General features: G+C 72.3%; 22 protein-coding genes. 10 read left to right on the forward strand and 12 right to left on the reverse strand.

From position 1 onward, the window contains the following. Positions 1-5 precede the first annotated feature (5 nt). Positions 6-902, reverse strand: a complete 897-nt coding sequence (locus EDF42_RS08525; RefSeq protein ID WP_185040841.1) for a DUF559 domain-containing protein — start codon at positions 900-902, stop codon at positions 6-8. A 251-nt stretch (positions 903-1,153) separates the two neighbouring features. Between EDF42_RS08525 and EDF42_RS08530 the strand changes: the two genes are divergently transcribed. Beyond that, positions 1,154-2,161, forward strand: a complete 1,008-nt coding sequence (locus EDF42_RS08530; protein WP_123672027.1) for a LacI family DNA-binding transcriptional regulator — start codon at positions 1,154-1,156, stop codon at positions 2,159-2,161. Positions 2,162-2,252: 91 nt separating this feature from the next. Here EDF42_RS08530 and EDF42_RS08535 read toward each other — a convergent pair whose 3' ends face one another. From EDF42_RS08535 to EDF42_RS08550, 4 genes are all read right to left on the reverse strand, one after another. After that, positions 2,253-2,900 carry a TrmH family RNA methyltransferase gene (locus EDF42_RS08535; protein ID WP_123672028.1) on the reverse strand — a complete coding sequence of 216 codons (648 nt, stop codon included), beginning with the start codon at positions 2,898-2,900 and terminating at the stop codon, positions 2,253-2,255. 87 nt (positions 2,901-2,987) lie between these two features. Beyond that, positions 2,988-3,854 carry a hypothetical protein gene (locus tag EDF42_RS08540; protein ID WP_123672029.1) on the reverse strand — a complete coding sequence of 289 codons (867 nt, stop codon included), beginning with the start codon at positions 3,852-3,854 and terminating at the stop codon, positions 2,988-2,990. Between the two features lie 19 nt (positions 3,855-3,873). Continuing rightward, complete coding sequence (locus EDF42_RS08545; RefSeq protein WP_123672030.1) at positions 3,874-4,170, reverse strand: DUF4190 domain-containing protein; 297 nt, start codon at positions 4,168-4,170, stop codon at positions 3,874-3,876. 50 nt (positions 4,171-4,220) lie between these two features. Then, positions 4,221-4,916, reverse strand: a complete 696-nt coding sequence (locus EDF42_RS08550) for a TetR/AcrR family transcriptional regulator C-terminal domain-containing protein (RefSeq protein ID WP_123293581.1) — start codon at positions 4,914-4,916, stop codon at positions 4,221-4,223. Between the two features lie 182 nt (positions 4,917-5,098). On the opposite strand from EDF42_RS08550, the gene EDF42_RS08555 reads away from it, so the two are divergent. Together EDF42_RS08555 and EDF42_RS08560 are read left to right on the forward strand one after the other, a co-directional pair. Further along, the gene (locus tag EDF42_RS08555) at positions 5,099-5,896 is read left to right on the forward strand and encodes an HAD-IIA family hydrolase (RefSeq protein ID WP_123672031.1); all 798 of its coding nucleotides are present in this window, start codon (positions 5,099-5,101) and stop codon (positions 5,894-5,896) included. Between the two features lie 2 nt (positions 5,897-5,898). Further along, the gene (locus tag EDF42_RS08560) at positions 5,899-6,711 is read left to right on the forward strand and encodes a methyltransferase domain-containing protein (protein ID WP_123672032.1); all 813 of its coding nucleotides are present in this window, start codon (positions 5,899-5,901) and stop codon (positions 6,709-6,711) included. A gap of 15 nt (positions 6,712-6,726) precedes the next feature. Here EDF42_RS08560 and EDF42_RS08565 read toward each other — a convergent pair whose 3' ends face one another. The 3 genes from EDF42_RS08565 to EDF42_RS08575 all read right to left on the reverse strand — a co-directional run bounded on the left by EDF42_RS08565 (position 6,727) and on the right by EDF42_RS08575 (position 10,559). Then, positions 6,727-7,587, reverse strand: coding sequence for a L,D-transpeptidase (locus EDF42_RS08565; RefSeq protein ID WP_185040843.1), 861 nt, complete (start codon positions 7,585-7,587; stop codon positions 6,727-6,729). Positions 7,588-7,730: 143 nt separating this feature from the next. Further along, positions 7,731-9,566: a phosphatase PAP2 family protein gene (locus tag EDF42_RS08570; RefSeq protein ID WP_123672034.1), complete on the reverse strand. Its 1,836-nt coding sequence runs from the start codon at positions 9,564-9,566 to the stop codon at positions 7,731-7,733. A 102-nt stretch (positions 9,567-9,668) separates the two neighbouring features. Continuing rightward, entirely contained in the window at positions 9,669-10,559 is an 891-nt protein-coding gene (locus EDF42_RS08575; RefSeq protein WP_185002644.1) for a CPBP family intramembrane glutamic endopeptidase, read from the reverse strand. Positions 10,560-10,596: 37 nt separating this feature from the next. Between EDF42_RS08575 and EDF42_RS08580 the strand changes: the two genes are divergently transcribed. Next, complete coding sequence (locus EDF42_RS08580) at positions 10,597-11,286, forward strand: metal-dependent transcriptional regulator (RefSeq protein ID WP_123672196.1); 690 nt, start codon at positions 10,597-10,599, stop codon at positions 11,284-11,286. Positions 11,287-11,536: 250 nt separating this feature from the next. On the opposite strand, the gene EDF42_RS08585 is transcribed toward EDF42_RS08580, so the two are convergent. Beyond that, positions 11,537-12,181 (reverse strand): HEAT repeat domain-containing protein, encoded by a 645-nt coding sequence (locus tag EDF42_RS08585; RefSeq protein WP_123672035.1) that lies wholly within the window; start codon positions 12,179-12,181, stop codon positions 11,537-11,539. A gap of 110 nt (positions 12,182-12,291) precedes the next feature. Here EDF42_RS08585 and EDF42_RS08590 point away from each other — a divergent pair, with 110 nt between their 5' ends. Continuing rightward, a complete protein-coding gene (locus EDF42_RS08590; RefSeq protein WP_123672036.1) occupies positions 12,292-13,245 on the forward strand; it encodes an aldo/keto reductase in 954 nt (317 codons plus the stop codon). Between the two features lie 212 nt (positions 13,246-13,457). Here EDF42_RS08590 and EDF42_RS08595 read toward each other — a convergent pair whose 3' ends face one another. Beyond that, a complete protein-coding gene (locus EDF42_RS08595; protein ID WP_123672037.1) occupies positions 13,458-15,686 on the reverse strand; it encodes a septum formation family protein in 2,229 nt (742 codons plus the stop codon). Beyond that, entirely contained in the window at positions 15,683-16,234 is a 552-nt protein-coding gene (pyrE, locus tag EDF42_RS08600; RefSeq protein WP_071404348.1) for an orotate phosphoribosyltransferase, read from the reverse strand. Before pyrE ends, EDF42_RS08595 begins: the two co-directional genes overlap by 4 nt. A gap of 86 nt (positions 16,235-16,320) precedes the next feature. Here pyrE and EDF42_RS08605 point away from each other — a divergent pair, with 86 nt between their 5' ends. From EDF42_RS08605 to EDF42_RS08625, 5 genes are all read left to right on the forward strand, one after another. Further along, positions 16,321-17,988, forward strand: coding sequence for a hypothetical protein (locus EDF42_RS08605; RefSeq protein ID WP_148067671.1), 1,668 nt, complete (start codon positions 16,321-16,323; stop codon positions 17,986-17,988). Positions 17,989-18,052: 64 nt separating this feature from the next. Beyond that, the gene (locus tag EDF42_RS08610; protein WP_148067673.1) at positions 18,053-19,396 is read left to right on the forward strand and encodes a M23 family metallopeptidase; all 1,344 of its coding nucleotides are present in this window, start codon (positions 18,053-18,055) and stop codon (positions 19,394-19,396) included. 143 nt (positions 19,397-19,539) lie between these two features. Continuing rightward, complete coding sequence (locus tag EDF42_RS08615; protein ID WP_123672040.1) at positions 19,540-21,357, forward strand: alpha/beta hydrolase; 1,818 nt, start codon at positions 19,540-19,542, stop codon at positions 21,355-21,357. Beyond that, the gene (locus EDF42_RS08620) at positions 21,354-22,034 is read left to right on the forward strand and encodes a hypothetical protein (RefSeq protein ID WP_148067675.1); all 681 of its coding nucleotides are present in this window, start codon (positions 21,354-21,356) and stop codon (positions 22,032-22,034) included. The genes EDF42_RS08615 and EDF42_RS08620 overlap by 4 nt, the downstream gene beginning before the upstream one ends. Positions 22,035-22,037: 3 nt before the next feature. After that, positions 22,038-22,697: a hypothetical protein gene (locus EDF42_RS08625; RefSeq protein ID WP_123672042.1), complete on the forward strand. Its 660-nt coding sequence runs from the start codon at positions 22,038-22,040 to the stop codon at positions 22,695-22,697. 28 nt (positions 22,698-22,725) lie between these two features. Here the strand turns inward: EDF42_RS08625 and EDF42_RS08630 are convergent, their stop codons facing one another. Further along, positions 22,726-23,493, reverse strand: coding sequence for an aminoglycoside 3'-phosphotransferase (locus EDF42_RS08630; protein ID WP_123672043.1), 768 nt, complete (start codon positions 23,491-23,493; stop codon positions 22,726-22,728). Position 23,494: the final 1 nt, after the last annotated feature.

Raw genomic sequence — 23,494 nt, forward strand, 5'->3', positions numbered from 1 at the left:
GGACGCTACCCGCGGCGCACGAGCAGTTCCCTCAGGTGGTCGACGGCGCCGGACACGTGCACGCCCAGGTCCGACTTCGTCCACCGCACGACCGCCCAGCCGAGCTGTTCGAGATCGCGGTAGCGCCGCAGATCACGACCCCACTGCTCGGCGTCGGTCCGGTGCTGGTCCCCCTCGTACTCGATCACGATGCGCTGCTGCGGGTACGCCATGTCGACACGCCCCACGAAGCGCCCGGCCTCGTCGAGCACGTCGACCTGCAGCTCCGGCTCGGGCAATCCGGCACGCACGATCGTCAGTCGCGCCAGGGTCTCCCGCGGCGAGCCCGCCCCGACCCGCACGAGCTCGAGCGCCACCCGCAGCTTCCGGACTCCTGCGCGCGCCCCGGCCCGGTCGAGCGCTCCGCGCAGGTCGTCGATCGTCGTTGCACACCGCCGGATCGTGACGATCGCATCGCCCAGTGCAACGAGCTGATCGATGCTCAGGAGCGCACCGCAGTCGACCCACAGCGCCGCCGGAGTGCTCACGGGCATCCCCCAGCGCTCGGCGACGGCAGCCCGGTCAGCGGTGATGCGGTGTCCGACGACTCCGGTCCGACGTGGTTGGGCCGCGGGGATCAGACTCGTGATGTGCACCGGCCCTGCGGCACCGACGGGTACCGGCAGCTCCCACAGCACAGCTGCCGAGAGGTGGCTGACGAACTGTCCGGGCAGCAGGACCGGCCGGAACGCCCGGATCCGTTCGACGCCGTCGGGTGGGCGTCCCCGCGCCCAGCGGATCGATCGGGTCGGCCGGAACAGGTCTCGCCGTCGGAGTCGTTGGCGGCTGACACCCGCACGGTCGGCGGCCCTGACGTCGAACGACCGGTACCGGAGCCGGGGTGGAAGTGGGCGTGCTCGCATGCCGTCCACACTCGCGCCCCCGCGCAAGGTCCACACGCGCGAACGCACCTTCCGTGCACAACGTGCCCCGGGCCTCCCGTGTGGAGGAGTGACCACGCGCACATCGTGAGCAGAAATGGTCGAGTCCGCACCACGGACCCGACCATTTCTGCTCACGAAGCGCACCGACCCCCGCGACCCACCCCCCACCCCGCGCATGTCACGTCAACCGCTACGATCGACGGACGAACCAACGGAGGTCGAAGCGCATCATGGGAGACGGCAAACCCGCGACCATCTACGACGTCGCCGCGCGCGCCGGGGTCTCGAAGTCCCTCGTCTCCCTGGTGCTGCAGCGCTCCCCCCGGGTGAGTGACCAGCGCCGAGCCGCCGTGCTCACGGCGATCCAGGAGCTCGACTACCGGCCCTCCACTGCCGCGGTGTCCCTCGCCGGCACCCGCAGCCGCACCGTCGGCGTGGTCCTCGACGACTTCCGGAATCAGTGGTTCGTCGACCTGCTCACCGGGCTGCGCGAGGCCCTGCAGGACCAGGGTCACCGTCTCGTCGTCGCGGACCGGTTCCTGAACACGGGGCTCGACGCCTCGCCGGTCGAGGGCTTCCTGTCCATGCGCGTCGAGGGCATCGTCATCGCCGGCGAACCCGACACCGACCTGGCGATCCCGGCCTCGATGCCGGTCGTCATCGCCGGCGGGCGCGTGTCGATCCCCCGCGCGGACACCGTGGCGAACGACGACCGGGCCGGCGGCGGCATGGCCGCGGAGCACCTGCTCGCGCTGGGCCACACGCGGCTCGGCTTCGTGGGAGCGAGCTCGGCAGCGTCGAAGGAACGCCGCGCAGGGTTCGAGGGCGCAGCAGCCGGGGCGCCAGGAGCGGGCGACCGCGCGACGGTCGCCGTCGTGGTCCTTCCCGGCGAACCCACCGAAGAGGCCGGATCCCGCGCCCTCGGCGCCCTGCTCGACGAGCACCCCGACGTCACCGCGGTGTTCGCCGCCAACGACGTGATGGCCCTCGGAGCACTGTCCGAACTCGCCGAACGCGGACTCCGGGTCCCCGAGGACGTCTCCGTCATCGGCTACGACGACACCCCCGTCGCCGCCACGCGCTACGTCGGCCTGACCAGCATCGACGACCGCAGCGTCGAGATCGGCCGCGGCGCCGGCGAGCGCCTGCTCGCCCGCATCGCCGACCCGGGGCTGGCCGCCACCGAGTCCCTGGTCGAGCCCCGCCTGGTCGCTCGCCGCACGACCGCCCCGCGCTGACGCGGCTGCCGGGAGGCCCGTCCCGCGTCCGCCCCGCCCGCTTCGTGAGCAGAAATGGTCGGGTCCAGGGCCCGTACCCGACCATTTCTGCTCACGAAGTCGCGTCGGCAGGCGCCGCGTGCTGCACGATCCAGCTGTGCATGACGATCGCAGCCGCCGCCGAGGCGTTGATGCTCCGCGTCGACCCGAACTGCGTGATCTCCAGGTGCCCGGACGCCCCGGCCACCGCTTCGTCGGTGAGCCCGGGGCCCTCCTGGCCGAACAGGAACACGCACCGCTCCGGGATCGCCGCGGTCTCGATGCGATCGGCGCCAGGGGTGTTGTCGATCGCGATCACCGGGCGCTGCTCCTCGGCCATCGCGGCCAGGAACGCCTGCACGTCGGGGTGGTACCGGACGTGCTGGTACCGGTCGGTCACCATCGCGCCGCGCTTGTTCCAGCGCCGCCGCCCGATGATGTGCACCGTGCCGGCCAGGAACGCGTTGGCGCTCCGCACGATCGACCCGATGTTCAGGTCGTGCTGCCAGTTCTCGATCGCCACGTCGAACGCGTGCCGGCGGGTGTCGAGCTCGGCGACGATGGCGTCCATCGACCAGTACCGGAAGTGGTCGAGCACGTTCCGCGAGTCCCCCGCCGCCAGCAGCTCCGGGTCGAGCCGCGGGTCGTCCGGCCAGGGCTCCGGGTGCGGGCCGACGCCGTTCGTCGTCAGTTCGTGCGTCGGGGCGGGCTCGTCGGTCACGCCTCCAGGGTAGAGCCGCGGCGAACCGGGCCGGTCGGCGCGAGTCCGACGAACGTGGTCCAGCCGAACGCCCGCCGCGTCACGGTGTCACTGCGTACCCGGGCGGAGGAAGTCCTCCGGCACGGCACCGGCGTTCGTCGCCGCGAAGATGCGCTTCCGATCACTCGGACGGGTCGGGTCGAACACGACGACGACGGTCGCTCCGAGCACCGGGCCGGTTCCGTCGCCGAACCCCTCGGTCCGGTCGACCCAGCGCTGTTGTCCCTGGAGGTCCGTGAACGTGAAGGTCCAGCGCAGCAGCGTGAAGGAGGCGTCGTGGGCGGTCGAGCCGCTGACCGCGGTGACGATCCCGTCGACCCGGCGCCCCGCACGCAGCAGCTGTTCGAGCCGACCGCGTCGGCCGCCCTGCCCGCGGCGTGCGACCGTCCCGCCGATCAGGGCGACCAGCGCCAGCGCGGTGACCAGTGCGGGGATCCACCACGCAGCGGCGTACCAGATCCAGCCGCCGATGCCCCAGACTTCGTCGCGGCCGAACGCCGGGTCGACGGTGGTCCCGACGCGGTCGACGGGCGCCCACTGCGTCGCGGTCGTCCACCAGAGCCCGGCTGCGGCGCCGACGAGCCAGATGCTCACCGGTCCCACCCCGACGAACTCCGACGCCCGGCCTGCGAAGCGGTGGTTCCACTTCGAGTACATGCCCAACGTGACGATCGACCCCGTGACCGCGACGGGCATCGCCCACCACGGGTACTCCGGGTCCGGCGTGTCCGAGAACACGCTGTTGACGGTCATGTCCCGGATGGTGCCGAGGACGGACCCGAGCGCGTACCCGACGACGACGCCGACGGCGAGCAGGAGCGCCGCCCACACGATCGTCATGACCAGTGCACGGGCGCTGCCCTGCTGCGCGGCGGCCTTCGCACGGAGGGCGGCGGCCGGATCGGTGGTGCTCATGATCGACGTGCGTGGTCGGTCAGTACGAGTACGTCGGATCGGGGGCGTTCGCCGCGAGGACCGCGATCGTCACGAACAGCCCGATGTACAGCAGCGTGACCACCCCACCGACGATGACCGCGGCGAGCGCGAGGCCGCGGCCCCCCTCGGATCGTCTGCGCGCCTGCGGCATCGCGACGAGACCGAGGATGAACCCGATCAGCGGTGCGACGAACGCCGCGACGAGCGAGATGATCGCGAGGGTGTTCGTGCGGTGCGGGACGGAACCGTAGGGCTGCGGAACGGAAGACTGTGGGGATTGGTACTGAGTGGACATCGTGAAAGACGGTATCTCACATCTTTTTTTGTTGGGAAGCGTACCGAAATTCAGCGGACGCGCGATTCGATCCCGGCGACGAGGACGTCGAGCCCGAGCGCGAAGCGGGCGTCGTACGAGTGCTCCCCCAGGAGCTCCCCGACGAGCGCGTGCCGCTCGGGACGCCCGGCCTCGGCATCGCCCCGCCCGATCTCCACCGAGGTGTGCCCGACCACGAAGTCGTACACGACGAAGAACGCGTACATCGCCTCGGCATCGGCCAGCCCGGCGGAGCGGAGCGCCCCGACGACCTTCGCCACGACGGCGTCGGACTCGGTGGACACCAGGGCCCCGCGCCGGCTGTGCGACTCGAGCACCAGGGGGTGGGTGCGCATCAGGTCGCGGAACGTCGTGGCGAAGGTGCGCACCACGGCGTGCCACTCGTCCGGCCAGACGAAGGTGGCGGTGAACTCGTCGACGGTGCGACGGACGAGTTCACCGTGCAGGTCGTCGAGGCCGCCGATGGTCCGGTGCACGGTCATCGGCGCGACGCCGAGCCGCACCCCGAGCGCACGGAACGACAGGCGGTCGAGGCCGTCCTCGTTCGCGATCGCCGTCGCGGCGTCGATCACCTGCTCGCGGCTCAGCACGTTGGGCCGGCCCCGACGTCGTCGCGGTGTCGCCTCGACCAGATCGGGAGCCGCTTCCAGGTCCGGCACCGCAGCGGGGCGGGGCGTGGCGGTCGGGGATCCGGGTTCGACGAGCACGGCGGGTTCTCCTTGATTCGGTACGTGTCCCGAAAAGCCTAGGGCAAAGCCGAGTGGCGTTCGGTGACTCGACCATCTCGGGTCCGGAGCCGACGCGCAAGAGCCGATCCGCGCCTCCCGGCCCCTTCGAAGGAACCCGTCTGACGGGCCGGCCCGTCGGCCGTGCGCAGTAGGGTGAGGCCATGGCGACCCGCGACGACGTCGAGTGCTGGCTGACCGACATGGACGGCGTGCTCGTCCACGAGAACCAGGCCCTCCCCGGTGCCCCCGAGCTCATCCAGCAGTGGCTCGACGAGGGCACCGAGTTCCTCGTCCTGACGAACAACTCGATCTTCACGCCGCGTGACCTCAGCGCCCGGCTCCGGAGCTCGGGCCTGCACGTCCCCGAGGAGCGCATCTGGACGAGCGCCCTCGCCACCGCCGACTTCTGCAAGTCCCAGATGCCCGGCGGTTCGGCGTTCGTCATCGGCGAGGCCGGCATGACCACCGCCCTGCACGAAGCCGGGTTCATCATGACCGAGACCGCCCCCGACTACGTCGTCGTCGGCGAGACCCGCAACTACTCGTTCGAAGCGATCACCAAGGCCGTCCGCCTGATCCGCGACGGCGCCCGCTTCATCGTCACGAACCCCGACGCCACCGGCCCGTCGGCCGAAGGCGTCCTGCCCGCCACGGGTGCGATCGCCGCCATGATCGAGAAGGCGACCGGCAAGCAGCCGTACGTGGTCGGCAAGCCGAACCCGATGATGTTCCGCTCGGCGATGAACCGCATCGGCGCGCACTCCGAGAACACCGGCATGATCGGCGACCGGATGGACACCGACGTGCAGGCCGGCATCGAGGCGGGGCTGCACACCGTCCTCGTGCTGACGGGCATCAGCGACCAGGCCGAGATCGACCGCTACCCGTTCCGTCCGAGCGAGGTCATCTCCGGCGTGCACGAGCTCGTGCGCACCGCCCCCTTCGAGGTCGAGCTGTAGCGGTGCGCTGGGACCCGTCGCGGTACGCCGCGTTCGCGGACGACCGCGGGCGCCCCTTCCACGACCTGGTCGCGCAGGTCGCGTGGCCAGCGGACGATGGACGGGAGGCCCCGCGGCGCGTCGTCGACCTGGGCTGCGGTCCCGGGTCCCTCACCGCCACGCTGGCAGCGCGGTGGCCTTCGTCGCCGGTGGTCGGGATCGACAGCTCGGCGGAGATGCTCGCGTCGGCTGCGGCCGACCCCGCTCTGGCGGGCCTGCCGAACCTGTCGTTCGAGCTCGGTGCGATCGAGGACTGGACGCCCGGGCCGACCGACGACGTCGTGGTGACGAACGCGGCGCTGCAATGGGTGCCGTCGCACGTGGCGCTGCTGCCGCGGTGGCTCGACGCGATGCCGTCCGGATCGTGGTTCGCGATGCAGGTGCCGGGCAACTTCGGGTCGCCGTCGCACGCGCTGATGCGGTCGATCGGGGCCTCCGGGCCGTGGGCCTCCGCGCTCGACGGCGTGCTGCGCGAGGACCCGGTGCTCGACCCCGCCGGCTACCTCGGCATCATGCTCGACGCCGGGTTCGCGGCCCGCGCGTGGGAGACGACCTACGCGCAGCTGCTGCCGGGCGAGGACCCGGTGCTCGACTGGGTGCGCGGCACCGGGCTGCGACCGGCACTGGCTGCCCTCGACGCCGCCGACCCGAGCGGTGCGCTGACGGCGGACTACGTCGAGCGGTACCGGGTGGCGCTGCGCGAGGCGTACCCGGCGAGCGCCCACGGCACGGTGTACCCGTTCCGTCGGGTCTTCGCCGTCGGCCGCAAGCCCTGAGGCGTCAGCGGCGGGTCACTCGACGGTGACGAGGGTGCCGAGCGGCAGTGCGTTGACCGCGGCGACGGCATCGGCGTCGAGCCGGACGCAGCCGTGCGACACCGTGCCCGAGGTCGTGGCGTTCCAGTGCAGGCCGATCAGCCCGCCGTCGTGGCCAACGTACGGCTCGTCGGCGGCGCCCGAGTGCAGCGACGTGAGCTGGATCGGGTGGTCCCCCGTGCCCTGGGCCGGGTCGACGTAGCGCTGCTCGAGGTACCCGGTCACGTCCGTCGGCGTCGGGGTGTCCGCCGTGCCGACTCCGGCGTCGAAGCGCTGCAGGGTCGTGCCGGCTGCGTTCACGACGGACACGGTCTGGTCGGTCGTCGAGATCACGATCCGGGAGCGCGGTGTCGCCGTCTCCCGGAGCGCGCGGACCGGCACCCACGCGGCGGTCTGCGCGGCGGCGCCGGTGGTCCCCGCGGCTGACGGCAGCTGCTGGCGAGCAGGGGTGAGGACGAGCTCCCAGTCGCCGTCGCGTTCGACCCCGACGACGGTGGTCGGTTGCCGCAGGAAGTCCTGCGCGGCGAGACGGGCGACCGGGCGGTCGCGGTGGGCACCGAACAGGGGTGCGTCCGCGGGCAGGTGGAACACGGTGTCCGACCGCACGGTGCGGTCGAAGGGCATCAGGCCGGCGATGACGGCGGAGTACTGCGCTTCCGGCAGCTTCGCGACCGCCGCGGCGTCGACGTGCGGGACCGCGGGCGCGGCAGTGGCCGGGGTCGTCACCGGTGCGGCGGCGGTGCGGTCGCTGCCGAGGAGCGCGGTCGTGACGAGCCCGGCCGCGGCGAGCACGGCGAGGGTGGCACCGGCGGTGGTCCAGATGGTGCGCGTGCGCATGACGTGGCTCCGAGGAAGGTGGCGAGCGGGGAGGAGTGGAGAGCGGAGAAGGGGGAGGGCGAGGGGGTGGAGAGCGGTGGGGGCCGGTGCCCGCGGGGTGCGGGCACCGGCCGGTCGCATCGGTGGTGCGGTGGTGCGAGGGGTCAGCCGCTGACGACCGGCAGGTGGATGCCGGTGCCGCCCGTGGTCGCGCCGGGGTCGGTCGCCACGCCGGTGCCCGTCCCACCCGTGCCCGTCCCGCCGGTGCCGGATCCCGTTCCCGTCCCGCCGGTCGCCGCCGCCGGGGTGACGGTGATGGCGAGTGGTGCGGCCAGCACCGAGTCGCCCGTGCTGGCGACCAGGTCGACCGTGTGCGCACCGGTGGCGGTGCCGGCAGGGATCGTCACGGTGCCGGCGACCGTGCCGTCGGCGGCGACGGTCAGGGTGCCCACCGTGACGGGGTCGGAGTGCAGGACGACGGACAGCGTCGTGCCGGCGGTGAAGCCCGTGCCGGCCAGCGCCAGCTTCGACCCGGCTGCGACCGACGATCCGTGCGGCGCGGTGAGGACACCGGTCAGCACCCGCGCGGTGCCGCCGGTCGACAAGACCTCCACGGCACCGTCGGAGGCGACCGACACGGTCGCGCTCGTCGCGGCGGCGAGGTCGAGTCGCTCCCACGAGCCGTTCGCCGTGCCGGTCTGGTCGAGCGGGTAGCCCGAGTCGATCTCCGTCTGGGCGAGCACCGACGTGCGCTGGGCGTCCGTCAGCGTCGGGAACGTGGTGCGGAGCAGGTTCTCCGCGCCGGCGGGGACGGAGGGCGCCTGGCCGGCGGTCCCGGTCTTCGCGAAGCCGTAGGTCATGCGCTCCTGGTAGACCCGCACGGCCGAGGCACGGTCGGTGACGATCTGGGCGGTGCCGCCGGGGATCGCCTTCCCGCCGTAGGGGTTGTCCGTGTAGGGCTTCTCCTCGGCGATGCACTTCGCCAGGGTGTCGCCGCACTGCTGCTCGAGGTACCGCACGAGCTCGGCGCGAGCGGGCTCGAGCACGTCGGTGCGGTACTGGGTGTCGGACCAGCGGGCTGCGAGGGCGGCTTCGCCGTCGATGCGCCCACCCATGATGTCGAGCGGGTAGTGCACGCCGAGGACGATGCGGTCGTTGCCGTTCTCCGACGTGCGGGCGAGGATCTCCGGCGCGAGCTCGGGGACGAGCGTCGCCAGGGTGATGCCGGCCTGGTACGCCGTGGTGGTGTGTCCGCTGGGGTACGAGCCGCCCGTGCAGATGCCCGCGGTGCCGTAGCCGGCGTCGAGGACGACGTCGTTCGGCGAGAACTCGTGCGTGGTGTCCGTGGCGACCGGGACGCGGGTGATGTCGAGCGTGCCGTCGGCCGAGGCCCACGCCTTGCCGGCGCGGTTGGCGGAGACCGACGAGGCGTTCACCGTCGCGGGGGCGCAGCCGGTCTGGTCGTCGGTCGCGGGGAGCGTCGCGGTGGTGGTCGCGGGCAGGTAGGGGCGCGGGTAGCTGTAGTGGGCCTTCGCGGTCCCGGTGCTCACGTACGCGCCGGTGCTGCCGTTCGAGCTGTTGATGACCGCGCTCGTCAACGGCAGGGCGCCGTCGAGCCGGCCCCGCACGTACGCCTTCTCGAGCACGTCGCCGAGCCCCTGGGCGACCGTGGAGGACTGGTCGTAGGCGGTGTTCGTGGCGTTCTGGTACTCGGAGTCCTGCAGCGCGGTGAACTGCTGCGCCGCGGTGGCGTTCTGGTTGATCCACGAGGTCAGCTGGTCGTTCTTCGCCAGCGTGGCCGGGTCGACGACGGTGCCGTGCAGGTCGTTGGCGCCGCTCGACGTCCAGAACTGGTCGTACCCGCTCAGCAGCGAGACGAGGTCGGGCTTGGCGGAGTCGCTCGGGTACGTCGTGGCCGCCTCGGCGACGAGGGGTGTCCCGAGCACGAGTGCGGTCGCGGCGACGGCGACGGTCACCCCGCGGACAGCGGTTCTGCGCATGTGTGGTGGCCGCTCGGGGACCGAGCGGCGCTCCTCTCTTGGTACCGACTTGGAATCACCACGACGGTAAGGAGAGGCGGTTGCCAGCGCGCGAACGGGGGTCTACCGCGAGGTGAACCGGACCGCAGGCTGTGCGGGTTCGAAGCCACGGGCCTCCAGGGCGAACGCCGCCATCGGCGGCACCGAACGCCAGCGCTTCGCCAGGCGACGCGGACGGTCGTCGCGCCACGCGACCATGCCGCCCGCGACGATCCCGAACGCCAGCACCAGGAACGAGAACAGGCCGATCAGCCCGAGGCCCACGAGCCGACCGGTGTCCGACGGATCGGCGGTCGCGGAGTACCCGATCGACCCGAAGTCCCAGAACGCGTGCAGCAGCACCGGCACGAGCAGTGACCCGGTCACCCGGCGAGCGACGTAGAGCGTGGAGCCGAACGACGCCGCGAACACGACCTGGACCAGCGTCGGTCCGATGCCGGCCCCGGCGAGCGCGTTGAGCAGGTGCAGCAGCCCGAACAGCACGCACGACAGCGCCCACACGCCGAACTCGGGCACCCGGCGCCGGAGCCCGACCAGCAGCGTTCCCCGCGCCATCAGCTCCTCGAACACCCCGACGAACAGCACCCCGACGGTGAGCAGCAGGAAGTAGCGCACGGGCAACGCTGCCCAGTCGATGAACGGCAGGCGCACCACGCACACCACCAGGACCAGAGCCGGAGCCAGTGCCGACCAGCGCAGCGGTGTCCGGGTGCGGTCGACGGTCGCGATCCGCCACCACCCGAGTCCCGTGACGACCACGGCGAGTGCGACGGCGGCGATGCCCTCGGGGACGACCAGGGACCGGACGACGCTGTCCACCGTCTGGCCGAGGGTCGGGTAGTCGTCGCTCGGGCGCGACCGCCACGCACTGATCGCTGCGAACACCACGAGCGGCGCGAGGCCGACGAGCAGCGAGGGCGGGACCGGCCAGCGGCGGCGACGGGGTTGGTGCACGTCCCGGTTGTACCAGTGCAGCCGTACGATTGGCGGTATGCGCCTGCCCTCGTTGTCGACCATGGCCGAGGACTACGTCAAGCTCATCTGGAAGGCCGGGGAGCGCGGTGGCGCCGGACTGGCCACGCGGGACATCGCGGCGACGCTGAAGGTGTCGGCCTCGACGGTGTCCGGCAACCTCAAGAAGCTCGACCGCGACGGCCTCATCGAGCACACCCCGTACTACGGCGTCGTGCTCACGCCGCTCGGGCACCAGGTCGCCGTGGCGATGGTCCGACGGCACCGGCTGATCGAGTCGTTCCTGGTGTCCCGCCTCGGCTACACCTGGGACGAGGTCCACACCGAGGCCGAGGCACTCGAGCACGCGGTGTCGGAGCGGTTCCTCGACCGGGTCGACGCCGACCTCGGGCACCCGACGCACGACCCGCACGGCGACCCGATCCCCGCCGCGGACGGCACCGTCCCCGCGACGCTCGGCACGCTGCTCGGTGCGATCGAGCCCGGTGCGTGCGGCACGGTCGACCGGGTGTCCGACGACGACCCCTCGCTGCTGCGGTACTTCGACGAGCTCGGGGTCGGCCTCGGCACCCACCTGCGGGTCGAGCGGGTGCGGGACTACGCCGGCGTCATCGCGGTCTCCCGACGTGGGGCCGACGGCGCCGAGGCGCTCGTCGACCTGCCCGCCGCCGCCGCGTCCGCGATCTGGCTGGCCCCCGACGCCGACTGAGCGGGCCCGCCCGTGCGCCCGCGCCCGCCCCGCCCGCCCCGCCCGCCCGCGCCCGTTGAGGTTCCGAAATCTCGGAACCTCAGCGCGCTCAGGGGCCCTCCGTGGAACCTCGGCGACGAACCGACGGCATGTCGTGGAACCTCACGCGAGCCCGGCAGCCGGCTCCGGCCCGCCCCGTGACGGACGGGAGGCCCTTGGCGGCGTCGCCACGGGCCTCCCGTCCGTCAGCTGGTGACGTCCACGGCCGCACTCACCCCTTGGCGGACCGGGTCCGGCCGAGCGCCACCTCGCGCCGAGCCCGCTCGAGAGCGAGCGCGGACGCAGCGTCCGGGTCGTGCAACAGCCGCTCCGTGTCGGCGACGTGGTCCCGCACGGCACCGGAGCCGCGCTCGGCAGCTGCCGCGAGCACCGGCGCCACCGTCTCCTCACCGAACCCGACCAGTGCCCGCGACAGGCTGAGCCGCCGTTCGCGCGGACCGACCCCGAGCTGTACCGCCAACGTCCGGGCCAGGTCGGCCCGCTCGTCGTCGGGCACGAGCGCGACGGCGGTCCGCCAGGCCGCGCGGAGCACTTCGTCGTCGTGGTCCGCGAGCAGCGGGCGCACCGCCGGCCAGGCCGACAGGTCGCCGACCTTCGACAGCGTGTGCAGCGCCTGGCTGCGGGCCTGCGGCTCGGAACGGGTGAGCGACGGGACCACCCGCGCGACGACGTCGGCCGACGGGTGCCGAGTCAGCGCCCAGGTGAGCATGTCGCGGACGGAGAAGTCCGGCTCGACGGCGCACTGCTCGACGAGCACGTCGAGGTCGGCCGCGTCCGGGGTGGTCCCGGCGGCCATCACGGCCTGCAGCCGCACCGAGGAACGAGGGTCGGCGAGGGCATCGGTGAGTGCGGTCATGGGTCCATGCAACCCGCTGCCACCGGGGCCGTGTCAAGCCTCGGGGCATAGCGTCGGCCGAGGAGCGGTTCGCACCGAGGACCGCTCGCCCGACCACGAAAGGACCCCGTATGCCCCGCATCGGTACCAGCGACCTCCACGTGTTCCCCCTCGCCCTCGGCGGCAACGTCTTCGGGTGGACGGCGGACGAGTCGACCTCCCACCAGGTCCTCGACGCCTACACCGCGGCGGGCGGCGACTTCATCGACACCGCCGACGTGTACTCCGCGTGGGCCCCCGGCAACGAGGGCGGCGAGTCCGAGCGGGTGATCGGTTCGTGGCTCGCGGCCTCGGGCAAGCGTGACGACGTCGTCATCGCCACGAAGGGCTCGCAGCACCCGCAGTTCCAGGGCCTCGGCGCGGACACCGTCGCCGCTGCCGCCCGTGCCAGCCTGCAGCGCCTCGGCACCGACCGGATCGACCTCTACTACGCGCACTTCGACGACCAGTCGACCCCGCTCGAGGAGACCGTCCGCGCCTTCGACCAGCTCGTGAAGGACGGCATCGTCCGCTACACCGCGATCTCGAACTACTCGAAGGACCGCGCCGAGGAGTGGATCCGCATCGCGACCGAGAACGGCCTCGCGCAGCCCGTCGCGATCCAGCCGCACTACAACCTCGTCACCCGCGAGCCGTACGAGTCCGAGATCGCCCCGCTCGCCCACGCGCACGGCCTCGGCGTCGTGCCGTACTTCGCGCTCGCCGCCGGGTTCCTGACGGGCAAGTACCGCTCGAAGGAGGACTTCGCCGGCAAGGACCGCGAGGGCCAGGTCTCCGGCTACTTCAACGACGAGGGACTCGCCGTGGTCGACGCCCTGTCCGCCATCGCCGAGGCCCGCGACACCGAGCTCGCGACCGTCGCCCTGGCGTGGCTGCAGGCGCAGCCGGACGTCGTCGCGCCGATCGCCAGCGCCCGCAACACCGAGCAGCTGCCGGCGCTGCTGGCCTCGGCGGAGCTCGAGCTCAGCGCCGACGAGCTACAGACCCTGTCCGACGTGTCGGCGAAGGTCCCCGCGGCCGCCTGACCCGCGCATACCTCGACCCCGAACGACATCCCCGACGTCGCACGACGTCGGGGATGTCGTTCGTTGCGCACGCGGGCATCACCGGCGCGCAACGAGCGACGAGATCGATGTCGTACGACGTCGACGGTGTCGTTCCACGTCGACCGCCCCACCGGCCCGCCGCAGCCGCCAGCCACGCGCAGCCGCCCGCCGCCAGCCGCCCGCCGCCAGCCCTACGCCCCCGGCGCCAACGACGCCGTGAGCTCCTGCCCGGACGACCGCGTCACGAAGCACGAGATGAACCGGTCGCCCTGGTCCCACGTCGCCTGGTCCGGCGCGTACGACCCCTGCACCTGCACGTCCCCGACGGCCGCAGCGGCCGAGGCGTTCAGCGCCGCGTCCGACTGACACTGGTCGGCCGCTTGCGTCGCGAGGGCCTCGGCCCCCGGGTAGGCATCCCCGTCCACGGCGATCCGTGCGGTGAGCTGCCCGATGTGCGGCGTCGCGCAGTCGACGACCGTGAAGCTCTGCGCCCAGGCGTTGGTGAACGGCGACAGGCACTCCCCGCCGGCCAGGTCGGTCCAGGCGTGCTCGCCCGGCAGCGCGGGCGTGGTGGCGAACTGGAGCGTGGCAGCCGGAGCAGCGGCCTCGTCCGAGGGAGCGGCAGACGCCGCAGCCGAGGGAGTCGCCGGAGCCGACGACGCTGCCGCCGGTGACTTCGTCGGCGCGATCTCCTGGTCGGAGATGTTGTTGCCGAGGATCCACTTCGACAGCAGGAACACCAGGACGATGAGCACGACGATCAGGGCGATCGAGCCGTAGACGAGCAGCTGCTTGCCGCGCTTGCCCTCGCTCCGCAGGCGCGCCGCCCCCTGGTTGATGAAGTTGTCGCGCTCGACCGGCTGGCCGGACGGAGCGGGAGCAGGCGACGACGCACCGGCACCGGCACCGGCAGCGGCAGCGGCAGCGGCAGCGGCAGCCGACGGCATCGCAGCCGCCGGCATCATCCGCGTCCCGGTGTCCTCCGGGTCGTAGCCCGTGCCGCCGAGCTGCCCGACGGCCTCGGTGCCGAACAGGTCCTTGATCGCACTCGTGTCGCTGGTCTCGCGGCCGTCCCACTCGGACTGGTCCAGGTCGTCCGGCGCAGCGGCCGGCAACGCCGTGGGCTGCGCCCCCGTGTCGTCCCCGCGCAGGCCGAGCACGGCGTCCAGGTCGTGCCCCACCGCAGGCGGCAGGTGCGCTGGGGACGCGGGCGACGCAGCGGGTTCGACGAGCGGCGGAGCAGCGGCGGTCGGCAGCGCGGTGGTCGCCGCGTCCTCCGGGAGGCCCGTCCCCGACTCCGCCCCGTCACCGGCGGCGGGCTCCGGACGCACGTCCAGTGCCTCGGTCGGCGCCGCAGGAGCAGGAACAGCGGGAGGGACAGCGGCAGCGGGTGGGACGACGGCCGGCGGGACGGCAGCCGGTACCGCCGGGGGCACCGGGAACGTCCGCGGCGCCTGCGGCACCCCGTCGACCGGGGTGTCGACCTCGCCGGAGACGACCTCGGCGTCGGCGTCGGCATCGGCGTCGGCATCGGTCTCGTCCGCCAGCGACCACGAGCCGCCGCCGAACGCCGTCGTGTCGAACGAGTCGCCGGTCAGGGCCGTCGGGACCTCGCCGGTCTCGTCGTGGCGGATGGCCCAGTCGAACGGCCGGTCCGGTCCGGCGCCCTGCGTGGGCACGGGCCCCGTGCCGGTGATCCGGAGCAGGTCGGTGAAGCTCGGCGGCTCCTCGGACGGGGGCAGCACGTTCTCGACGCCGAGCGGCTGGTGTGCCACGGGCCCGGTGGGCGGGACGGCTGCGCCGGAGCCGGTGGCACGGCCGAGCCAGTCGACGTCGGCACGGCCCTCGCCGAACGGGTCGACGCGGCGACGTTCGTCCTCGATGGCCTGCGACGCCGCGGCGCGTTCGTCGCGGTGGGTCTGCGCGGTGGGCAGCACGATCGACGAGGGGTGCGGCGCGGTGGGGTTCGGCGGCACGACGGCGGCCGGCGGGATGCGGTCGTGCAGGGTGGAGCGCTCGTGCTCGGCGGCGGCGTCCGGGTTCTCCGACGGTGCCGACAGCTGCTCGGGCATCGAGATCGCCTGCGTCGCGCCGTCGTCCAGCACCGGAGCGGCAGGCGCGGAGGGCGCCTCGGGCGCCGGCGCCTCGGGGGTCGCAGCCTCGAACGGCTCCGGCAGCGGTGCGCCCGTCTCGCGTGCGGTGCGCTCGGCCTCGCGGCGCTCCCGTCGCGAGGGCCAGTCCTCCTCGCCCCGCGGGGCGCCGAAGATGTCCGCGGCGCTGCGGAGACCGTGGAACGGAGCGTCCGGGTCGGACGCGCGCCGGGCCTCCTGGCCGTCCACCCCGTCGGCACCGTCGGCCGCCGCTGCGGGACCGGCTGTGTCCTCGGGGTCGCGCGCGTCGTCCGGACGCTCCCCGCTCACGCGGTCAGCCCCAGATCAGCCAACCCGATGGCCGCGAAGTAGGGGTACCCGGCTGCCTCGATGGTCTCCTTGGCGCCGGTGTCGCGGTCGACGACGACCGCGACGGCGGCGATGATCGCACCCTCACGCTCGAGCGCTTCGGCCGCCTTGAGCGGCGAGCCGCCCGTGGTGGAGGTGTCCTCGAGCACGACGACGCGCTTGCCCTTGAGGTCCGGGCCCTCGACCTGCTTGCCGCGGCCGTGGTCCTTGGGCTCCTTGCGCACGACGAAGGCGTCGTAGGTCAGGCCCTGTGCGGCGGCCTGGTGCAGCACGGCGCTGGCGATGGGGTCGGCGCCCATGGTCAGGCCACCGACGGCGGAGACGTCCGGCACCTGCTGCACGAGCTCGGTCATGACCTGCCCGATCAGCGGCGCGACCCGGTGGTCCAGGCTGACCTTCCGCAGGTCGATGTAGTACGTCGCCTTCTTCCCGCTGGTCAGGGTGAAGTCGCCGTGGAACACCGCTTCGGAGGAGATGTACTGGATCAACTGTTCGCGCGCGTCGGTCACAGCGCACAAGGGTAGCCGGTCGGACTCACAGCGCGCTCCCCCGTCCTGTGGGGTCGTCCCGAGCAGCCCTCGGTACGCTCCGGGACATGCCCCGAGCACCGCGTCGCTCCGCCGTGGCGCCCGCTCCGTCCGGCGGCCGTCGGTCCGGCGGCGTGGCCGGGGCGATCGGACGGGAGGCCCTGGGCGCCCTGGTCGCGCTGGCCCTGGCCGTCATCGCCCTCCGCCACGTCGTCGCCACCGAGCGGGTCGCCTTGCTCTGGTACGACGGCGACTCGGTGCTGCTGCCCCTGGTGCACCGGTCGATGCAGCTCGGGCAGCCGTTCGAGTGGGCGATGTCCCCGGCGCTGTTCTTCTTCCCCGAGTTGCCGGTCTACCTGCTCTGCGCCCTCGTCACGGGTACCCCGCAGCAGGCCCTGGCGCTGAACGGGGTGCTCGTCCTGCTGGCCGTGTACGCGCTGGTGCGGGCTGCCGCGAACGAGCTCATGCCGTCGGCCGGACGAGCGGCCCGCATCACGGTGTCGGCGGTGAGCGTGGCGTTCGTGACCCTGCTGGTGCTGACGGAGTCGTCGGGCACCGCGACGTCGCTCGAGCTGGCGTCCCTGCTGCTGACCACGACGTACTACTACGGCGTGGTGCTGGCGATGCTCGGCACCGCGGTGCTCGTGCTCCGCGCCGTGCGGGTCGGGCGAGCGTCCGTCGTCGTGCTCGTGGTGCTCGGGCTGGTGGCGCTCTGCACGACCGCGTCGAACCCGCTGTACGTGCCGTGGTCGGCCGCACCCGTCGTCGTCACGCTCGTGCTGCTGGCGGCGGTGCGCCGGGTGCCGTGGCGTCCCGCGCTGCTGCTGTCCGGCACCGTGACGGTCGGGTCGCTGCTCGGGTACCTGGTGCGGATCCCGCTGCAGCCCTTCGTGTCGCTCGACCCGTCCACCTACGTCCAGCCGTCGCGCGCCGTGGAGACCCTGCAGTTCTTCGCGGCGCTGACCGACGTGCGGGCCGGCACGGCCGCGGGCGACGCCGGGCTGTTCCTGATGTTCGTCGGGGTGCTCGTCACCGTCGGCGGCACGGTGTGGGCCTGGCGGGTCCGGACCGCGCGCACCGTGCTCGTCGCGACCGCGTTGCCCCTGGTGACCGTGGTCGCGGCGTCGATCGGGGTGGTCCTCGTCGGGTCGGAGACGCCGCGGTACCTCGAGCCCGTCGTCACCGCACCGCTGCTGGCCCTCGTCGCGGTGGCCGAACTCACGCGCACCGCGGTCCGCCGCACCCGCGTGCACCGGCCGTTCCGCGGGGTCCGGGCCACCGTCGCGATCGCCGCCGTCGCGGTCCTCGCCGCCGGGGTCGCCACCGCACCGAGCACCGCGCACGCCGTCGCCACGGCCCGGTACAGCCCGTCGTCCTGCCTGGACCGCTGGGCGGACGGACGGTCGGTCACCGGGGTCGGGCAGTTCTGGACGGTGCGGCCGCTCGCCACCTACTCCGCGACGAACGTGCAGCTGCTGCAGGTCCGCGACACCTTCGACACGTACCCGTGGCTCGTCGACCTCGGGGCCTACCGTGACGCCGACCCGACGTTCGTGGTGGTCGGGTCCCACGACCTGTGGACCACCGCGGTCGAGGACTCCCTCGGTGCCCCGGCGACGATCACGCACTGCACGGGGTTCGACGTCTACGACTACGCGGGGACCTCCGGCGCGGACGTCCTCCGGCGCGACGTGGTCGGCAGTGCGGACGAGATCCGTCAGGAGCGCGAGTTCTAGGAGTTGTCCACAGCGGCGCGTCGGCGTCCGATCTTCTCTGTACGGATGTATAGGCTCGTGGTCGATGTCTCGCCCCACCAACCACCGCACCCCTCGTGCCTCCGTGCGCCTCCGCCTCGCCGTCACCGGACTGGCACTCGCGGGCCTCGTCGGCACGGTCGTCGTCGATGCACCCACTGCCCAGGCGGTGACCTACCCCACGTGGGACGAGGTCAAGAACGCCCGCGGCAAGGAATCGGCGAAGCAGGGGCAGATCACCGAGATCAAGGGCATCATCAGCGACCTCGACGCCAAGGTCGAGGCAGCACAGGCGAAGGCGCAGGAGCTCGGCGACGTCTTCTTCAAGGCCCAGGCCGTTTCGCAGGAGAAGGCGGAGGAAGAGCAGCAGCTCCGCGCGAAGGCGGACGAGCACGCGAAGGTCGCCGAGCAGAGCGCCGCGCAGGCCGGCCAGTTCGCCGCGCAGATGGCCCGCTCCGGCGGCGCCGACGTCACGACCTCGGTGCTCACCAAGGGCGAGGACGCCCGCGACCTGCTCTACGACCTCGGTGCGCTGAGCAAGCTGTCCGAACAGGCCGACCGTGTGCAGGCCGCCGCGGCCGTCGACGCCGGCGTCACTCGTTCGCTCGAGGCCCAGGCCGACCGCGCTGCTGGGGAGCTCGAGCGGCTCGCCGCGAAGGCCGAGGCCCGCATGCAGGAAGCCCAGGCTGCGTCCGATGCCGTGCAGACCGCCTACGACGAGCAGCAGTCGAACAAGGCCCGTCTCGACGCCCAGCTCGCGACCCTGGTCTCCGGCCGCGTCCGGACCGAGGCCGAGTTCGCCAAGGGCGAGCAGATCCGCAAGGCGGCGGAAGCCAAGGCTGCGCGCGAGGCCGAAGCCCGTGCGGCACGAGCCCTCGCAGCCGCAGCGGCAGCCAACGCCAGCAGCGGATCGTCCGGCGGTGGTGGCGGCTCCGGCAGCAGCGGCTCGGGCAGTGGCGGTTCCGCCGGCTCGGGCGGCGGCCAGGGCTGGGTCCGCCCGGCCAGCGGCTACGTGATCAGCCCGTACGGCTACCGCGTGCACCCGATCACCGGGATCGTCACCAAGCACGACGGCACCGACCTCGCCAGCGGCTGCTCGACGCCCATCGTCGCGGCGTCCGCCGGCACCATCGACTACGTCGGCTGGTACGGCGGCTACGGCAACTACGTCCGCATCAACCACGGCAACGGCGTGAAGACGGCCTACGGTCACATCGTCAACGGTGGGTTCCGGGCCAGCCCGGGACAGCAGGTCTCGGCGGGGCAGCTCATCGCCCTCGTCGGTTCGACCGGCGCCTCCACCGGGTGCCACAGCCACGTCGAGGTGCACATCAACGGCGCCACGACCGACCCGGTGCCGTTCATGTCCACGCGGGGCGTCGCCTTCTAGTCCCTCCGATCGCACACCAAACCGCCGTCCGCTCCCCGCGGGCGGCGGTTTGCTGTTCTCCACAATCGCGTCCGTGCAATTTCACACTGCACCGCTGAAATTCTACATTTCCCCCATCGGTCAGTTCGGATGGTGGGGGGACGATGGGGATCGAGTTCGACGACGCAGCGGCATCGCGGTTGGTCGACTGCGCGGCGGAGGTGGCGATGACCCTGCGTGCCAGCGCCGCACCGCGCCGGAGCAATGCCGAGGCTGCGCTGCTCGATTTCGACGGTGCGTACGCACGCCTGTTCGAGGCCGCACGGCTGACGGAGTCGACCGACCGCATCCGGCTCGCGAAGGGGCTCGAGGCGACGGTCGACCAGCCTCGGATCGCCCAGCGGCAAGCGGACGAGGAACGGCAGCGCCTGGCCGACCTGGCTTCGTGGCGGCAGCGCGAGACCGAACGTGAGCTCGTGCGCACCGCTGGCGGCGTGCCGATGCAGCCCGTGCTCGACTGGACCAGTGCGGTCTTCGACCCGAAGCCGTCGAGCACACCGAAGCGCCCGTCCCCGGTGTCCGCGACCTTCAGCCCCCAAGCCCGCCAGCGCACCGGCGGTGGTCGCTCCGGCGGACGCAGCAGTGCCGACCCGACCAGGCTGCGGCAGTTCAGCGCGACCGCCCGGGCACAGGACGCCTCGACGGAACAGGACCTGGTCCGGGTGCGCAACGCCTGGATCGCGTTCACGAGCCGCTGCAACTGGGTCTCCATCGACGGTGCCACGCTGCCGGGCGGGTTGGGCGACTACCTCGCCGAGAACGCCGAGGACGCGTCCTGGGTCGACCGGATCGCGGACGCCTTCAGCGCTGCCGGCGGGGGCTCCCTGGCGAACACCGCGCTCGACGCTGCCGCGGCGTCGACACTCCCGTCAGGGCTGCAGCGGCTGCTCGATCCCTCCCTGACACCGGCCGAGGTCGCAGCGGCCTGGGCCGCGCTCGGCTTCACCGACGCCGACGTCCGCGCGCTGCCGCTGGCGACGCAGCTGCAGTTCGCGGGGCTCGACGGGGTCCCGGCGGCGCAACGCGACATCGCATCTCGCGCAGTCCTCTCCGCAGCCGCGCGGGATCCGGAGCGGCTGTACCGGCTGATGGGGTTGGCGTACACCTACGGGGCGGTCAGCCTCGACGAGTTCCGGGAGCAGGTCATCGCGCTCCGTGACGGACTCAACCGTGCCGATCGCCTTGCGTCAGACATCCGCGCTCCCTCGAGCGCCGTCGCGCAGCTCGTCGGGTTCGGCGTCTCGAACGGGGCGCTCGTCGCCGCCGTCGCGCTCGGCGACCTGGACACGGCGTCGAACGTGACCGTCAACGTGCCGGGTGCGATGACCACGCTGGGCAGCATGGATGAGAAGGTCCGCGCTGCGAGCGGCCTTCTGGGAACCGCGTGGAAGCATCGACGATCAGAGTCGTTCGCAGTCGTGTCGTGGGTCGGGTACCGCGCCCCGGGTGTCATCGAGGTCCCGCGCCAGGACCGCGCGTACGCGGGCGGGGCGAACCTCGCTTCGTTCCTCGACGGCGTCCACGACAGCCGCGGCGCGGCACCGCTGTCCGTGACCGTCCTCGGGCACTCCTACGGCTCCACCACGGCGGCCGAGGCGCTTGCACAGACCCGGCACCGAGTCGACTCGTTCGTCACGTACGGATCGGTCGGTATCACCGACACCACGAGACCCGAGCACCTCAACGTGGGCCGGGTCTACGCGACCGAAGGTGCGGAGGACCACATCGCGAGATTCGGGAGGATCGGGCGCACCGATCCCCGCGACCTGCGCGACGTCGGGACGTTCAGCGCGGAAGCCGCCCCGGGCAGCAAGTCCGTCACCGGTCACGACATGTACCCGGACAGCGGCGTCGGCTACCTGTCCCGCGACGCCACGTCGCAGCAGACCATCGCCAAGATCATCGCGATGGGGAAGCCATGATGAACACCATGCAATCGATGCTCCGCACCTTCACGACGGCAGTCCTCACCCTGGGACTGCTGACCGGGTGCGCGGCAGGAGGAAACCAGATGCCCACCGACGCAGCCGGCCTGACCCAGGACGACGTCGCGGAGATGTCGCTCCACCAAGAGTTCGACGCTTACCGGGACCACTACGAACACATGCAACGGCTCCTGAAAGCCGCACAGCTGCAAGTGCACGACGGCGAGTGGGAGTGGGGCGGCGGCGACCGCGTGCCGCTGATCGGTGGTGACGGCGTCGCGCCGTTATCGGGCTCAGACACGAAGAACAGCTACGACATGAGCAGTACCAGACTCTGGTCCCCACCCGGCGCGATCAACCAGGAACGCGACCTGCAACCGATGATCGACTACTTCACCGAACAAGGCTGGCAGGTCGAACTCCGGACCATCACCGGCGACGAAGAAGTCTGGGCCACCACCGGCGACGGCTGGCAGATCCAGTACACCGCCCAGGAGAACGGCGACAACCCCCTCACAGTCTACAGCGAGCCGTTCTGGACCAACGACGCCGACGCCCTCTCCGAAGCAGTCGGAGGACGGAACAATGCGGACTACCCCGGTCATTCGCTCCCGGGCGTCTTCCCGCCGTTCCCCGCATGGGACGACCCCATCGTCAGCCCACCGAAGATCTGACGGATGCTCCGCACCTTCACGACGGCAGTCCTCACCCTGGGACTGCTGACCGGGTGCGCCGCGGGAGGAAACCAGATGCCCACCGACGCAGCCGACCTGACACAGGACGACGTCGCGGAGATGTCGCTCCACCAAGAGTTCGACGCCTTCGGGGACCACTACGAACACATGCAACGGCTCCTCAAGGATGCGCAGCTCCAGGTCTACGACCGCGAGTGGGAGTGGGGCGGCGGCGACGACCTGCCGCTGATCGGAGGGGACGGCGTTGCCCCGCTGCCGGGCGCGGACACGAAGAACAGCTACTACATGCGCAGCGGACGACTCTGGTCACCCCCTGGCGCCGCAGGCGAGCAGCGCGACCTGCAACCGATGCTCGACTACTTCACCGATCAGGGGTGGACCATCGAGCAACGCGACATCACCGGCGACCACGAGCTCTGGGGGTACACCGGCGGCGGCTGGCAACTCATCTACACCGCTCAGGAAAACGGCCGCTACACCCTCGAGGTCTACAGCGAACTGTTCTGGACCAACGACGGCCACAAGCTCCGACGAGCCGTCGCCGGCCGTTCCCTGGCCGACTTCCCCGATCAGTCGCTCCCCGGCGTCCACCCCGCCTTTCCTTCGTGGGAGGACCCGATCATCAACCCACCCAAGATCTGACACTGCAGATACGGCACACCCTGGTCGCTCAGACGTCGTCCACGTCGGCGTTCCAGAGCGCGCGGTACCAGGCAGTCCGTTCCGGGTCGTCCGGAAGCCCGTAGGCCTCGTGGAACAACGGCCCCCACCCGGGCCCGTAGTTCCACCCGAGCGCCATCGTCGCCACCGCCAGGTCCGCCCAGCGGTCCGCGACGCCCGTGGCGTCCAGGTCGACGTGCCCGCTCCACCGACCGTCGGCACCGATGAGCGTGTTCGGCGTGCACGGGTCTCCGTGACACACCACCGTCAGGTCGCGGGGAGGCTCCGGCCCGAGACGGTCCGTGTCGGCACCCACCGCGCGGGCCCGGTCGAGCCGCGCCGCCGTCGACCACTCGAAGGGGCAGTCGTCCACCGGCAGGGTGTCGTGGAACGCGCGCAGGCCCTCGCCCACCGCGACCACCGCGGTCCGGGGTTCGTCGTGCCAGCGCGGGTCGACGGCACTCCACCCGGGGACGGCACGGGTCCGCAGCCACACGCCGTCGTCATCCGCACCGTGGTCGAGCACCTCGGGCACCCGCACGTACCGTGACGCCCACTCCAGTCGCGCGGCCTCGTCGCCGATCCACCGGCCGTAGGCGTGCGGCAGGACCTTGACGAACTCGTCGGCGTGCTCGTCCGGTCCGATCCGGAAGGTCGTGCCACCGATCTCGTTGTGCCAGACCAGGGCGACCTCGCGGCCCCGCGCAGCCTCGGTGACCACCCGTGGCACCGGCACCACGGTGTCCGGACCCGGCAGCCCGCCGATCGACCGCACCACG

The organism is Curtobacterium sp. PhB172 (assembly GCF_003752545.1).
In the GTDB taxonomy this organism is placed as follows: Bacteria; Actinomycetota; Actinomycetes; order Actinomycetales; family Microbacteriaceae; genus Curtobacterium.